Genomic DNA, 14,156 nt, shown 5'->3' with positions numbered 1-14,156 from the left:
CAAAGATGTGACAGCTTTCAAAAATTAATCGGTTAGCAACTATTTACTTTCGGTTGTAACTATTTGTAAACGTTTGTAAGTGGAAATATTTCACTATATTTGAGATAAATCTTACTTATATGCAGGCACAAATTAATAAAGTTGAATTACGAAATTTAGAATTAGATGATTATAAACAGTTGAAAAACTCTATGATCGTATCATATCCCGAAATGGCGAATTCATATTGGCAAGAAAATGATATCGAAAAATTACTTTCTATATTTCCAGAAGGTCAATTGGTAATTTTAGTAGATGGAATTGTTGTAGGATCAGCATTGTCTTTAATTGTTGATGAAAAGCTCGTTGACAAAAGACATAATTACAAACAAATTATTGGGGACTATACTTTTTCAACCCATAATCAAAACGGTGAAATTTTGTATGGTATTGACGTTTTCATTCATCCACATTATCGGGGTTTGCGCTTGGGCCGACGTTTATATGATGCCCGTAAAGAGCTGTGTGAACAGCTAAACTTAAAAGCTATCGTTTTTGCAGGCAGAATTCCGAATTATGCGCAACATTCCAAGAAACTTACTCCAAAAAACTATATTGATAAGGTCAAACATAAAGAATTGCACGATCCAGTGCTTTCTTTTCAGTTGAGCAATGATTTTCACGTTTTACGAATCATCAAAAATTATCTGGAAGGTGATGAAGAATCGAAAGAATTTGCGGTTTTATTAGAATGGAATAATGTCTATTATGATGAGAGCCCGAAACTAATCAATCTGGAAAAAAGTGTAATCAGATTAGGATTAATTCAGTGGCAAATGCGTCAATTGAATAATATCGAAGAATTTTTTGAGCAGGCAGAATTTTTTATAGATGTTGTTTCTGGTTATGGTGCCGATTTTGCTTTATTTCCAGAGCTCTTCATAGCGCCTTTAATGGCCGATTACAATCATTTATCTGAGGCCGAGGCAATTCGCGAATTGGCACGTTATTCTGATCCTATCAGAAAACGCTTTCAGGAATTTGCTATTTCTTACAATATTAATATCATTACCGGAAGTATGCCTTATTTAGACAACAATAATCTCTATAATGTTGGCTTTTTATGTAAGCGGGACGGAACTTCAGAAATGTATACCAAAATTCATGTTACTCCAAACGAAGTACAACATTGGGGAATGAAAGGCGGATCACATTTCCAAACCTTTGATACCGATTGTGGTAAAATTGGAATTTTAATTTGTTATGATGTTGAATTCCCGGAACTTTCGAGAATTATGGCTAATGAAGGTATGAATATTTTATTTGTTCCTTTTTTAACTGATACTCAAAACGCCTATACCCGTGTAAAACACTGTTCGCAGGCACGCGCAATCGAAAACGAATGTTATGTTGCCATTGCCGGATGTGTGGGTAATTTACCAAAAGTAAATAATATGGATATTCAGTATGCACAGGCATCTGTTTTTACACCATCTGATTTTGCTTTTCCAAGTAATGGTATAAAGGCCGAGGCGACTCCAAATACTGAAATGACACTTATAGTGGATGTTGATTTGAACCTATTAAAACAACTCCACGAACATGGAAGTGTTCGAATATTAAAAGACAGAAGACACGATTTATATGAAATTAAAAAAATTGAACAATGAAAACCTGCCTCGAATGTTCTGAAAAAATTGTAGGTCGTGAAGACAAAAAATTTTGTTCTGATAGCTGTAGAAATTCTTACAACAATAAAATAAATAAGGATAGTACTAATTTCATGCGAAATGTAAACAACAAATTACGAAAAAATTACCGTATTTTGGCCGAGTTAAACACGGAAGGAAAATCAAAAGCAACAAGGGATAAAATGATCAATAAAGGTTTTGATTTTGATTTCTTTACCAATATCTTGCACACCAAAACAGGCAATACCTACTATTTCCTGTATGACCAGGGATACAGATCTTTGGACAATGATTATTTTATGCTTGTTAAAAAAGAAATTTAGTACTTATTCATCATGAAAAAAAACCCCACCTCAATTCTTGCCGTAGTCTGCATCTTAGCAATTCTTGGTATTATTTACGCTACCATGATGCCGCAATGGAGTTCGAAAGAAGAGGAAGCTCTTGCTGAATTTTCGACCGAAAGGGCATTAAACCAAGTCGAAATTATTGCTCAAAAACCACATTATGTGGGATCAACTAATCACGAATTAGTAGCAAACTACCTTAAACTTGAATTGAACCGAATTGGTTTGGAGACTTCTGTTCAGGAAGGATTTACACTAAACGATAAGGGGCTTTTAGTAAAGTCTAAAAATATTCTGGCCCGTCTAAAGGGAACCAACAACTCCAAAGCTCTTTTATTATTATCCCATTATGACAGTGCGCCGCATTCCTTTTCTAAAGGAGCAAGTGATGATGCTTCAGGCGTAGCAACGATTCTTGAAGGTATTCGTGCCTTTATGTACTCTAAACAACCTCAAAAAAACGATATTATAATTCTTTTTTCAGATGCTGAAGAATTAGGATTGAATGGTGCTGCTTTGTTTGTAAACAAACATCCATGGGCAAAAGACGTAGGCTTGGTTATTAATTTTGAAGCCAGAGGATCTTCAGGACCAAGTTACATGTTAATGGAAACCAATAAAGGAAATGAAGCACTTGTAAAAGAATTTTCAAAAGCCAAAACAAAGTATCCTGTTTCCAATTCATTAATGTACAGCATTTACAAAATGCTTCCTAACGATACTGATTTAACTGTTTTCAGACAACAAGGAAACATTCAGGGATTTAATTTTGCATTTATAGATGGGCATTATAATTATCACACCCAACAAGATGATGTTCAGCATTTAAACAAAATGACCTTAGCGCATCAGGGAACTTATTTGATGCCATTATTAAAATATTTTTCAAACATCAACTTAAATGAAACCAATTCAACCGCAGATGATGTTTATTTTAGTGTTCCGTTCTCCTTTATAAGTTATCCGTTTACCTGGGTTTTTCCAATGACAATAATAGCTTTAGGCTTGCTAATTATTTTTATTTTTATAGGAAAAGCAAAACGATTAATCTCTTTTAGAGAAATTTTCAAAGGGTTTGTTCCGTTTTTGGGTGCTTTAATCATTGCTGGTTTGGTGACGTTTTTAGGATGGAAAATTGTTTTACAGATCTATCCGCAATATTCAGATTTACTTAACGGTTTTACGTACAATGGACATGCTTACATTGGAGCATTCGTAACCTTAAGCATCGCGATTTGTTTTGCTTTTTATCATAATTTTTCAGAAACTAAAACCACGATGAATCATTTTGTAGCGCCATTGCTACTATGGATTGTTATCAATATATTTTTGGCGAATAGTTTGACTGGCGCAGGGTTTCTGATTATTCCGGTTTATTTTGGAATCTTCTTATTTGGGATTTTCGTTATAACACAACATTATAGTTTAGGCTTAAATTTAATATTTACACTTCCGGCGCTTGTAATTGTTGCCCCATTTATTGTAATGTTTCCAATTGGTTTAGGTTTAAAAATTCTCTTTGGAAGTGCGATTCTTACTGTTTTACTTTTCGGATTACTACTTCCAATTTTCGGAGGTTTTATTCGAAAAGGGGCATGGGCTGCATTCTTTTTTATTGTATCTATTGGCTTTTTTATTTACGCTGGATACCATTCTGGTTACGAGCACGGAAAAGCAAAAGCTAACAGCTTGCTTTATGTTTACAATGCCAACACAAATTCTGCCGTTTGGACAACTTACGATGTAAACCTTGATGAATGGACAAAATCGTATTTAGGAGAAAAAAATCAAAAAGCAGTTGGATTAAATGCATTGCCACTTGCCAGTAAATACAATTCTGGTTTTACTTATAGCGCTATTGCTCCAGTTGTTGATGTTCCAAAACCAACAATTTCATTCCTGAAAGATAGTGTTGTGGGCAACAACCGCTATATGAAAATTCAAATCACACCGAACCGAAAGGTAAATCGTTATGATATTTTCGCTCATCCTAAAATGACTTTCTTCAATTTTAAGGCTAATGGAGTTTCAACTTCAGATCAAAAAGGAAATCGTCTGGAAAGAGATGGAATGAAGATTTTATGTTATTATGTTGTAGGCAATGAACCACTTGTAATGGAATTCTATATCAATAAATCGTCTCTTTTTGATATGGATTTGATTGAAAGTTCTTTTGATTTGATGACGAATCCTTTGTTCAAAGTAAAACCAAGGGCTGACTGGATGATGCCGACGCCTTTTGTTTTGAATGATGCCGTTTTAATTCAGCAAAAAATAAAAAGATATACTGCTCCATTGCCGGCAATCGAAACTGCTCCGGTCAAAGATAGCTTGGCGGTTGTAAAAGACAGTTTAGCCCCAGCGGTGGTTAAACCAGAGTAAATGAAATAAAAGGAAGGCCAACTTTAGTAGTAAAGTTGGCCTTTGTTTTTTAACAAGCGCATTCAATTTTCAATCCTGCCTTAACCCCGTTGGTACCTTCGGTTGCATATCCGTCAAACTTCCACCACTCTATTCCACCAATTAATTCTTTTACTTTAAAGCCCAGCTTTGCCATATTCAATGCACCTCTTGTAGAAGCGTTGCATCCAATTCCATCACAATACGTCACATACAAAAGTTCTTTATCTAAATGTTGCATACTTTCAGTTGTCATTTCGCGATGCGGAATATTAATCGCTGTCGGAATATGTTCCACTTCAAATCCAAATGCTTTTCGTGCGTCGACAACAACAACTTTTTCACCTTTATTCAAAGCATCAAACAAATCGGAAGGATCCATTTCAAAGGCCAATTTGTTTTCATAATGTTTAATTTGTGCTTCCATTTCTTTTAGTTTTTATAATTTAGTTTTTTCAAAAGTAGACCAACATCACACACTATAAAAACGAAAAGAATTCATCACTTGGATTACTTTTTTTCATGAAAAACCCGTTCTAAAATTTTGTTTCTTTGTATAAATTCTCAAAAAAATGGAAATACGTCACTTAAGATTGATAAAAGCAATTGTCGAAGAAGGAAGCATTACCAAAGCGATAGACAAATTGCATTTGACACAATCGGCCTTGAGTCATCAGCTTAAAGAAGCTGAATATCAATTGGGAACTGCCATTTTCCTGAGAACAAATAAAAAATTGGTTTTGACAAAAGCCGGAGAGAAAATCTACGAATTGGCCAACGAAATTCTCGACAAACTTTCGCAAACCCAAACTCAGATCAAACAAATGGTTTTTGGAGAATATGGCGAAATCCGAATTAGCACAGAGTGTTTCTCAAGTTATCACTGGCTTCCGTCGGTAATGAAACAATTTCATTTGTTGTATCCGAATGTAGATTTGAAAATTGTGACCGAAGCCACACATATTCCGTTACAAAAATTATTAGAAAACATAATTGATATCGCTATCATCAGTGATCAGATCAATGACAATAACATTAAGTATCTGGAACTTTTTCAGGATGAAGTTGTCATGGCGGTTTCTGAAAACCATGCCTGGGCGAATAAAAAATACGTTGTTGCCGAAGATTTTGTCAGCGAACATCTTTTGATTCATTCCCTTCCGATGGAAACCGTTACGATTCATCAGTTTATTTTGGCTCCAGCCAAAGTAACTCCGAAGAAGATTACCGCATTGCCATTGACAGAAGCATCCCTTGAAATGGTAAAGGCTGATATGGGCGTCATGTCGATGGCAAAATGGGCTTTATTACCACATTTAAAGAACAACCCAATCAAAGCCATCAAAATTGGAAAAAATGGCTTAAAACGAAAGCATTTTATCGCCATAAGAGACAATCAGGAATATCCAGCCTATTTCCATCATTTTATAACCTTTTTACAAACCGAAATGAACCTGCAATGGAATATACAATAAGAAATTGCGAAATAGCCGATTTACCAAAATTGGTCATTTTATGCCAAAAACATACCGAATTTGAAAAATCCGATTATGATCAGACGGGAAAAGAAGAAGGTTTAAAAGACGCCTTATTCAGTGAAAATCCGAAATTATTTTGTTTGGTTGTTGCCACTGAAAATGACATTGTAGGTTACGCTTCTTATAATTTCAATTACTCCACCTGGAGTGCCGGCGATTTTATTTATATGGATTGTTTGTTTTTGGAAGAAGAAGCCAGAAATTATGGCATTGGAGAAGTTTTAATCAACCAATTAAAAGAAATCGGAAAAGCCAAAAACTGCGTCAACATGCAGTGGCGAACACCTCAATTCAACGAAAGAGCCATAAAATTCTACAACCGAATTGGTGCTAAAGGAAAAGACAAAATTTGCTTTTTTCTGGATTTGTAATGCTGCACGCTTAATTTAGTCTCGCAAAGTCGCAGAGTCGCAAAGAAAAAGGCTTTATTAAGTTTTTTAAGATTTTGGCATTGACAAACCTTTGTACCTTTGCAACTCCGAACCTTTGCACCTTTAAAGAAAATGAAGAAAATAAGTATTTTAGGCTGTGGCTGGCTGGGTTTGCCTCTAGCAAAAAAATTAATAGAAAAAGGAAATTTGGTTAACGGATCTACAACTTCTGAACATAAACTTTCTATTTTGAAAGACAACGGAATAAATCCATTTCTTGTCATTCTGAGCGGAGTCGAAGAAACACTTGAAAGCGAAAGTATTTCAAAAGGTATAAATGATTTTTTAGCCGAAAGCGAAATTCTAATTATTGATATTCCGCCCAAATTAAGAGGAAATAATGCTGATGCTCCAGATTCTACAAGAAAGTTTTTTGTAGAGAAAATCGAAAATCTGATTCCGTTTATAGCGAAATCAACTATCAAAAAAGTGCTTTTTGTGAGTTCAACTTCTGTTTATGGAGATCAAAACGATTTGATCACGGAAGAAACAATCCCAAATCCAGAAACTGAAAGCGGTAAACAATTGGCTTTATCAGAATCCATTTTGCAGAAAAATCAAAACTTCGAAACTACCATTCTGCGTTTTGGAGGATTAATTGGCGAAGATCGTCATCCTGTAAAGTTTCTTGCCGGAAAAGAAAACCTTGAAAATCCTGATGCGCCAATTAATTTAATTCATCAAAATGATTGTATCAATATCATCGAAGAAATAATTCTTCAATCAAAATGGAATGAAGTTTTCAATGCCGTAGCGCCTTTTCATCCATCAAGAGAAAATTATTATACTCAAAAAGCAAAAGAACAGAACCTAATTTTACCGAAATTCAGCTCGGAGAAATCGAACATTAAAAAGATTATTTCAAGTGAAAAAATTGAAAACATTCTAAATTACCAATTCAAATTGGACGAATATTAAACCATATAAGCAATATAAGTTCATTTAAATAAACTTAGAAACTTCTCCTAAAGCTTTTATGAACTTCCAATATCAGAGAAGCTTAAATTTACTTACATAACTTATATGGTGAAACAAAAAAACTTTGCGAACTTTGCGTAAAACCTTAGCGCCTTTGCGGTAAAAATCATGGAAACAGCTTATATCAACTCGCCTTTAGGAATCACCAAAATCATTGGAGATGAAAACGGTATTGCTGTAATCTCCGTTTCAGATCCTGGGTCAAATGAAGTTTCCCCAGAAATTCCGGAGGTTTTAAAAGAGGCTGCTTCACAACTTGTAGAATATTTTGAAGGAAAAAGAACCGATTTTGATCTCAAACTAAATCCAAAAGGAACCGAGTTTCAGCAAAAAGTGTGGAAAGCTTTATTAGAAATTCCATACGGAAAAACCATAAGCTACATGGACCAAACCAAAAAACTGGGCGATATAAAAGCGATTCGTGCAGTTGCATCGGCAAATGGAAAAAATCCACTCTGGATTGTTGTTCCCTGTCATCGTGTTATTGGTACAAACGGATCTTTAACTGGTTACGCTGGAGGTTTGTCACGAAAAAAATGGTTGCTTGAGCATGAAAACCCAAGTACACAGCAGAGTTTGTTTTAAAAAACATAAGTTAATTCTTATATTAAGGTCGTTTTTTGTACTTTTATAAATCTAAGAAGTCTTATAATCTAATAGCTAAGAAGTCCCAAAAATAATGATTGAAAAAGTAAACCTCAACAACATCTTATTTCTCGATATAGAAACCGTTCCGGAAGAAGAGAATTTCAATTCGCTTGACGCGGAAATGCAAGCGCTTTGGGATCATAAAACGCAATATCAACGCAAAGATGATTTTACTCCGGAAGAATTTTACGATCGCGCTGGAATTTGGGCAGAATTCGGAAAAATTGTTTGTATTTCGGTTGGGTATTTTACAATCAAAGGTGATATTCGGAATTTTAGAGTTACTTCCTTTTTTGGAGATGAAAAGAAGATTCTGAAAGACTTTAATAATCTGCTGAACAATCATTTTAATCAGCCTTATCATCTTTTATGCGGACATAATGCAAAGGAATTCGATATTCCGTTTATTGCCAGAAGAATGATTATAAACCAAATTGCCATTCCGGACAAACTGAATTTATTCGGGAAAAAACCTTGGGAGATTCCGCATTTAGATACTTTAGAATTATGGAAATTTGGCGATTACAAACATTTCACTTCTTTAAAATTACTGACTAAAATTTTGGGAGTTCCTTCTCCAAAAGGCGATATAGACGGAAGTCAGGTTGCCCATGTTTTTTATGTCGAGAAGGATATTGACCGAATTGTAACGTATTGCGAAAAGGATACAATTGCGGTTGCACAGATTTTTCTTCGTTTGAGACGTGAAGATTTATTGATTGAGGAGGAGATTATTCACGTATGATTTTTTTGAAGGTTCAAAGTTGCAAAGACACAGAGTTACAAAGGTTTTCGACTATTAGCTAAAAGGTATAGAAAATGACTTATCAGGAAATTTCACATCATCGTCTTGTTTCACAAAAATTGTACAAAACAAGTTCAATTACTCCTCAGGAAATTGTAAAGCATTTGGGTGCAATGCAGGCTCAGGACTATTCGATGGCCAAATGGGCGATTGGTTCGCGATGTGATGCTACTGAGGCAGCCATTGAAGAAGCTATAAATTCTGCTCAAATTATCCGAACTCACATTCTTCGACCAACCTGGCATTTTGTTTCTGCTGATGATATTTATTGGATGTTGGATCTATCGGCTCCTCAGGTCAAAAGATTTACCGCTTCTGCCGCTAAAAAATATGACTATGATGTCAAAAAACTCAATCAAACCAATTCTAAAATCGAAAAACTGCTTTCCGGAAACAATCATTTGACTCGTGATGAAATCATGCAGGAACTCGGCGTTAAAAAAACTTCTTCTGCCGATTTTTTAAGTGCGGCAATAATGATGAATGCAGAGTTGGATGGTTTGGTGTGCAACGGAAGAATGAAAGGAAAACAAATCACTTATGCTCTACTTGAAGAACGCGTTTCTAAACCAAAAACAAAATTAACCAAAGAAGAAGGTCTTGCAAAACTAGCCCTCAAATATTTCGTAAGTCACGGCCCTGCCTCACTTCTTGACTTTTCGTGGTGGTCTGGTTTTCCTCCAACAATTTGTCAAAATATCATTAACGCAATTAGGTTGCAATTGAGTTCTGTTGAAATTAATGGTCAGATTTATTGGTTTAGAACTGATACTTCTGATGAAAACAGCTTCCGCGAAAGCGTACATTTTCTCCCGGCATTTGATGAAATTCTGATTTCGTATAAAACCAGAGAAGCTTCCATTTTACTAGAACATCAATCGAAAGCATTTACCAACAACGGCATTTTTAAGCCTGTAATTCTAGAAAACAGTAAAGTCATTGGGACCTGGAAAAGAACCATCGCAAAAGACCACGCCAAAATAGAAACACAATTTTTTAATGAAACCGAAAATCATAAAAAAGCAGTTCTGTTTGAAGGTATTAAGGCTTTTGAAAACTATTTGGAGACCAAAATTATTATAGAATAAAATACTTTAAAGCACTACGGAAACCCTATTACAAATCAAAACATCGCTTACTATAAATATTTCACCATGTGAGGGTGGGAAAATCTCGAAATAGGAGTGCAATATTTATAAAAACTCAATATTACCAAGACTTTAGCTTCTTAGAAGTAACAGCTTCTTGATCAAAATACAAATGTAAATCAAACTAACAGACGAAAAGATTACAATTCCCCTTAAATTCTTCCTGTTTCAAAATTAAAATCTTTGTGCATTTTATTGCTAAATAATTACATTTACAAAAAAAACAGTGCTATGGTATTAAGTAGATTTTGGTTAACTATTTTTATTTCGTCGATTATCTTTGTTATATTCAGTTTATTTACTGCCAACACGTATACCATTGATTATGTTCTGAATGGCAAAAAAGACGATCCAATTCTTATTTCCGAAAAATACGCTGAACAACTTCCTGCTTTCATCAAGGACAGTATCAAAAAAGCGCCGGATCAAACCATGATTATTAATCGTGATACGCTAAATGCTGACACCACTTACGTTTATAAAAACAAAACCGTAAAAATTTTCAGCGGTGTTCAAAAATCTGATGGTTTATTACCAACCTGTAAAACTACTTTACTCGATTTAATTTTACCCTTAATGGCTTATTTAGCCTTTTTCTGTGGATTAATGGAACTTTTAATCATTTCAGGAGTTTCCGGAAAATTAGCCAAAGTATTGAGTCCGGTTTTTGTAAAAGTGTTTCCGAGTATCCCAAAAAACCACCCTTCTATCTCGTATATGACGTTAAACTTTGCCGCGAATTTCTTAGGATTAGATTCGGCTGCAACTCCGTTTGGTCTTAAAGCAATGGAAAGTTTACAAGAAATAAACCCCGACAAAGACAAAGCAAGTGACGCGCAGATTATGTTTATGTGTCTGCATGCTTCAGGTTTAACCTTAATTGCAACTTCAATTATCGGTTATCGCGCCGCAGCTGGTGCAAGTAATCCGGCAGATGTTATGCTTCCGTGCATTATTACTTCGTTTATTGGTACAATTGCTGCTTTTTTAATTGTCGGAATCAAACAAAAGATTAATTTCAAAAGTGCTTCTCTTGTTATTGGTTTGATGGTATTAATTGCCGCGATTATTGGTTTGTTAATGTATGTAAACCATTTAGACCTGATTGGTAAAAACTACTTTACCACTAATCTTTCTGCACTAATCTTAATGTTTATAGTTGTTGCTACTTTGATTTTCTCCTTCATACATGAAAAGAAATTCACCGATGCAAACACCACGGTTTTTGACTCATTCGTAGTAGGAGCAAATAATGGTGTTAAAACAGGAGTTACCATTTTCCCATATGTTTTAGGGATGTTAGTGGCAATTTCATTATTTAGAAACAGCGGTTTATTTGAAATTATCAGTGATGGAATTGCATTTGTTTTCTCGAATATGGGTGTCAACAAACAAATTACCGATGCTTTGCCAGTTGCCATGCTTAGACCTTTTAGCTCAGCAGGATCAAGAGGATTTTTGATTGACTCGATGAATACTTTTGGCGCTGATTCTTTAACAGGAAGATTGAGTAGTATTTTTCAATGCAGTGCTGAAAGTACTTTTTATGTGATTGCAGTTTACTTTGGCTCTGTAAATATCAAAAATACCCGCTATGCTTTAGGAACAATGCTTTTGGTTGATGTCATTTGTGTAATTACAGCAATTTTTGTGGCTAGCTGGTTTTTTTAATTTTTCGCATATAAAATAACTGGACTGAAGTCCAGCCCTACAATATATTTAGAGCCGATGGCTCTTCCTAAAAATTCCAGAGGAATCATCTATTTTGTAGAGCTGGACTTCAGTCCAGTTTAAAATGGTATTATATTAAATTTTCAAAAACATATCTTTCGTCATATTTAACATTGTATTTATCTAAAAGAGATAAATATTCATTTCTAAAATTTTGTTTTTTATGGTGTTCTTCTTGATTGACAATGTATTTATATACAACATCAATGTGTGATTTACTGTATGAAAAAACACCGTATCCTTCCTGCCATTCAAATTTATTTCTTGTCAATTGATGGTCATTGATAAATCTTGACGATTTTCCTTTAACTATTCTCATTAAGTCCGAAATAGAAATTGTTGGTTTGAGGGCCAAAAGACAATGAACATGGTCTTCCGTACCGTTTACTATTATTGTTTTACAACCTGTTTCATTTATAGAATTTCCAATTACGCTTAATATTTGAGTTTTACAGTCATCAGTAATTAATGCTCCTCTATTCTTCACTGCAAAAACTGCCTGAATATAAACTTGGTGATAGGTATTGGCCATTATTGTGTATGTTTTTATAAAATTAAAAATTAGGACCAAAATACTAATTATCCTACAAATTTTAAAGCAAACCAATCTTAATTTAAACTGGACTGAAGTCCAGCCCTACAATATATTTAGAGCCGATGGCTCTTCCTAAAAATTCCAGAGGAATCATCTATTTTGTAGAGCTGGACTTCAGTCCAGTTTAGATGTAATACGTTTTTAATTTTTCGTTATAAATTAATGCACACAAAACACCCCTAATTCAAATTCTTTCTTAGAGAAATAATTTTTAACTTTGTCAAAAACAAAGAAATGATTGATTTTATATACCAAGACCCTTATCCAATTTTAAAGGATGATACACAATATCGCAAAATTACTTCTGATTTTGTAAAAGTTGAAAAATTTGGAGAACGTGAAGTTCTTACTGTTGACCCAAAAGGATTAGAATTATTAGCTGAAGAAGCTTTAACAGATGTTTCGTTCATGTTGAGAACGAGTCATTTGCAAAAACTAAGAAACATTCTGGATGATCCGGAAGCTACAGATAACGATCGTTTTGTGGCTTACAATTTACTTCAAAATGCTACGGTTGCGGCTGAAGGTCAGTTGCCAAGCTGCCAGGATACCGGAACTGCAATCGTAATGGCCAAAAAAGGCGAAAGCATTTTTACGGGTGTTGATGATGCAGAATGGTTGAGCAGAGGAATCTTCAATACCTATCAAAAAAGAAATTTACGTTATTCTCAAATTGTTCCGATTTCGATGTTTGAAGAGAAGAATTCAGGTTCGAATCTTCCGGCGCAAATTGATATTTATGCTAAAAAAGGAAATGCATATGAATTTTTATTTATGGCAAAAGGTGGCGGATCTGCTAATAAAACGTATTTATATCAGCAGACTAAATCCTTATTGAATGAAAAAGCTATGGACGCTTTTGTTCGTGCAAAAATCAAAGATTTAGGAACTTCGGCTTGTCCTCCATACCATTTGGCTTTGGTAATTGGCGGAACTTCTGCGGAAGCGAACTTAAGCGCCGTTAAAAAGGCATCTGCTGGATATTACGACAATTTACCAACTACAGGAAACATGGCTGGTCAGGCTTTTCGTGATCATGAGTGGGAACAAAAAGTACAGCAAATTTGCCAGGAAAGCGCGATTGGTGCACAGTTTGGAGGAAAATATTTCACGCATGATGTTCGTGTAATCCGTTTGCCGCGTCACGCTGCTTCTTGTCCAGTTGGATTGGGAGTTTCTTGTTCTGCAGATAGGAATATCAAAGGAAAAATCACAAAAGATGGAATTTACGTTGAGCAATTAGAAGTAAATCCAAAACAATTTTTACCGGAAACAGCTCCGCATTTAGAAGCTCCGGTTGAAATTGACTTAAATATGCCGATGAAAGATATGTTGGCAAAACTATCTCAGTACCCAATAAAAACCCGTTTAAAACTAAGCGGAACCGTAATTGTTGCCCGTGACATCGCTCACGCAAAAATTATGGAAATGCTGGAAGCGGGTCAACCTATGCCAGAATACTTTAAAAATCACCCAGTTTATTACGCTGGCCCGGCAAAAACTCCGGAAGGAATGGCTTCAGGAAGTTTTGGACCAACAACGGCAGGACGTATGGATGTTTATGTAGATGAATTCCAAAAACATGGTGGAAGTATGATTATGTTGGCAAAAGGTAACCGTACCAAACAAGTTACAGATGCCTGTAACAAATATGGTGGATTCTATTTGGGTTCTATTGGAGGTCCGGCGGCTATTTTAGCTCAGGATAATATTTTAAAAGTTGAAGTTGTTGACTTTGAAGAATTAGGAATGGAAGCTGTTCGTAAAATCACTGTTAAAGATTTCCCTGCGTTTATTATTACGGATGATAAAGGAAATGATTTCTTTGAAAATCTATAAGCTAAGGTACTGAGGCACTAAGATGC

The 14,156-nt window shown here is 34.9% G+C and carries 13 protein-coding genes; 11 read left to right on the top strand and 2 right to left on the bottom strand.

From position 1 onward, the window contains the following. The first annotated feature begins 119 nt into the window (after positions 1 to 119). Genes IRZ99_RS19980 through IRZ99_RS19970 form a run of 3 tightly spaced genes read left to right on the top strand, consistent with a single transcriptional unit; the run spans position 120 to position 4,399 of the window. Positions 120 to 1,649, top strand: coding sequence for a carbon-nitrogen hydrolase family protein (locus IRZ99_RS19980; protein WP_194659152.1), 1,530 nt, complete (start codon positions 120 to 122; stop codon positions 1,647 to 1,649). Beyond that, the gene (locus IRZ99_RS19975; protein WP_194659151.1) at positions 1,646 to 1,993 is read left to right on the top strand and encodes a hypothetical protein; all 348 of its coding nucleotides are present in this window, start codon (positions 1,646 to 1,648) and stop codon (positions 1,991 to 1,993) included. Before IRZ99_RS19980 ends, IRZ99_RS19975 begins: the two co-directional genes overlap by 4 nt. Positions 1,994 to 2,005: 12 nt before the next feature. Continuing rightward, complete coding sequence (locus IRZ99_RS19970) at positions 2,006 to 4,399, top strand: M28 family peptidase (RefSeq protein ID WP_194659150.1); 2,394 nt, start codon at positions 2,006 to 2,008, stop codon at positions 4,397 to 4,399. Positions 4,400 to 4,448: 49 nt separating this feature from the next. Here IRZ99_RS19970 and IRZ99_RS19965 read toward each other — a convergent pair whose 3' ends face one another. Further along, a complete protein-coding gene (locus IRZ99_RS19965) occupies positions 4,449 to 4,844 on the bottom strand; it encodes a rhodanese-like domain-containing protein (RefSeq protein WP_194659149.1) in 396 nt (131 codons plus the stop codon). Positions 4,845 to 4,989: 145 nt separating this feature from the next. Here IRZ99_RS19965 and IRZ99_RS19960 point away from each other — a divergent pair, with 145 nt between their 5' ends. From IRZ99_RS19960 to IRZ99_RS19930, 7 genes are all read left to right on the top strand, one after another. Next, positions 4,990 to 5,892 carry a LysR family transcriptional regulator gene (locus IRZ99_RS19960; protein WP_194659148.1) on the top strand — a complete coding sequence of 301 codons (903 nt, stop codon included), beginning with the start codon at positions 4,990 to 4,992 and terminating at the stop codon, positions 5,890 to 5,892. Then, the gene (locus tag IRZ99_RS19955) at positions 5,877 to 6,326 is read left to right on the top strand and encodes a GNAT family N-acetyltransferase (RefSeq protein WP_194659147.1); all 450 of its coding nucleotides are present in this window, start codon (positions 5,877 to 5,879) and stop codon (positions 6,324 to 6,326) included. The genes IRZ99_RS19960 and IRZ99_RS19955 overlap by 16 nt, the downstream gene beginning before the upstream one ends. Before the next feature lie 132 nt (positions 6,327 to 6,458). Beyond that, the gene (locus tag IRZ99_RS19950; protein ID WP_194659146.1) at positions 6,459 to 7,304 is read left to right on the top strand and encodes an SDR family NAD(P)-dependent oxidoreductase; all 846 of its coding nucleotides are present in this window, start codon (positions 6,459 to 6,461) and stop codon (positions 7,302 to 7,304) included. Between the two features lie 168 nt (positions 7,305 to 7,472). Next, positions 7,473 to 7,949: a methylated-DNA--[protein]-cysteine S-methyltransferase gene (locus tag IRZ99_RS19945; protein ID WP_194659145.1), complete on the top strand. Its 477-nt coding sequence runs from the start codon at positions 7,473 to 7,475 to the stop codon at positions 7,947 to 7,949. Between the two features lie 94 nt (positions 7,950 to 8,043). Next, positions 8,044 to 8,757, top strand: a complete 714-nt coding sequence (locus IRZ99_RS19940) for a 3'-5' exonuclease (protein WP_194659144.1) — start codon at positions 8,044 to 8,046, stop codon at positions 8,755 to 8,757. Positions 8,758 to 8,831: 74 nt separating this feature from the next. Beyond that, positions 8,832 to 9,905, top strand: a complete 1,074-nt coding sequence (locus IRZ99_RS19935; protein ID WP_194659143.1) for a winged helix DNA-binding domain-containing protein — start codon at positions 8,832 to 8,834, stop codon at positions 9,903 to 9,905. Positions 9,906 to 10,196: 291 nt separating this feature from the next. Further along, positions 10,197 to 11,636 (top strand): nucleoside recognition domain-containing protein, encoded by a 1,440-nt coding sequence (locus IRZ99_RS19930; protein WP_194659142.1) that lies wholly within the window; start codon positions 10,197 to 10,199, stop codon positions 11,634 to 11,636. Between the two features lie 130 nt (positions 11,637 to 11,766). Here IRZ99_RS19930 and tnpA read toward each other — a convergent pair whose 3' ends face one another. Continuing rightward, positions 11,767 to 12,228, bottom strand: coding sequence for an IS200/IS605 family transposase (gene tnpA / locus IRZ99_RS19925; RefSeq protein ID WP_194659141.1), 462 nt, complete (start codon positions 12,226 to 12,228; stop codon positions 11,767 to 11,769). A 297-nt stretch (positions 12,229 to 12,525) separates the two neighbouring features. Here tnpA and IRZ99_RS19920 point away from each other — a divergent pair, with 297 nt between their 5' ends. Then, entirely contained in the window at positions 12,526 to 14,130 is a 1,605-nt protein-coding gene (locus IRZ99_RS19920) for a fumarate hydratase (RefSeq protein ID WP_194659140.1), read from the top strand. Positions 14,131 to 14,156: the final 26 nt, after the last annotated feature.

This window comes from Flavobacterium sp. LC2016-12, assembly GCF_015351595.1.
In the GTDB taxonomy this organism is placed as follows: Bacteria; Bacteroidota; Bacteroidia; order Flavobacteriales; family Flavobacteriaceae; genus Flavobacterium.
The sequence above is the reverse complement of the archived record's forward strand: the minus strand, read 5'-3'. Positions and strand labels throughout refer to the sequence as shown.